Source organism: Ruminococcus sporogenes (assembly GCF_054655175.1).
The window spans coordinates 1-736 of record NZ_BAAHOA010000040.1 but is presented as its reverse complement, the minus strand read 5'-3'; the positions used below and the strand labels follow the sequence as shown (position 1 = coordinate 736).

At 45.5% G+C, this 736-nt stretch carries 1 protein-coding gene and 1 pseudogene; both read right to left on the bottom strand.

What is annotated here, in order from left to right:
• Positions 1-345, bottom strand: a pseudogene (locus tag ACYQ0N_RS15355) (hypothetical protein); the annotation flags it as partial.
• A gap of 72 nt (positions 346-417) precedes the next feature.
• A complete protein-coding gene (locus tag ACYQ0N_RS15350; protein WP_460162664.1) occupies positions 418-660 on the bottom strand; it encodes a hypothetical protein in 243 nt (80 codons plus the stop codon).
• Positions 661-736: the final 76 nt, after the last annotated feature.

The following is a 736-nucleotide window of genomic DNA, read 5'->3' as shown; positions in this document are numbered from 1 at the left end:
CAATTTGAATTCTTTCGGTTTTTCCTCCCGCACAGCCGCTTTAGGCGGACTGTGGGATAGGGGAGTAATCGTGCGACCTAACAGCTCCTGAACCGCAGTCTGAAAATCCATACCGTAAAAATACCGCATGAACTTTACGGCTCCGCCGCCCACCTGATTTTTATGGTCGAACCATCTTGATCCGTTTATAGTAATACTGTCGTGCTTGCCGCTGCCGTCGTAGTAAACGAGCTTGTGTTCCCTCCCTGCCGATTCCAGCTTTTCTCCTCTCAGCCTCAGAAAATCGGCTAAATCTACGCTGTTTGCGGCAATTTTTTGTTCTTCTGTAAATGGGATATACGACATTTTCCACCTCCTGAAAAAGAAAAGCAGCCCTGCGGACGCCTTTCCTTATTTTTTGATTTTCTTTACACGCGTTCATCTCAGCAGAGAGACTATAAGCTTTGCTCCGAGCTTCATTGCAGATATTCCGATATTTTTTGCTACGACTGTTCCAAACTCTCCGATCAACTCGTCTAATTTTTGAGAGCCTTCCTTATCAGCGTACTTATCAAACAGCTTATTGAATCTGTCTATGATGTCGCCGTACTCGGAGCTTAAGTACAGCGATCGGTCCAGTTCCTGTGTAAATTTATCGTACAGCTCGTCTGATATATCCACCCCTTTCACCTCCGACACTACAATACCACACTATCCGCCAAATAGCTATATCATAACCCAACAATCTTCCGCGGCA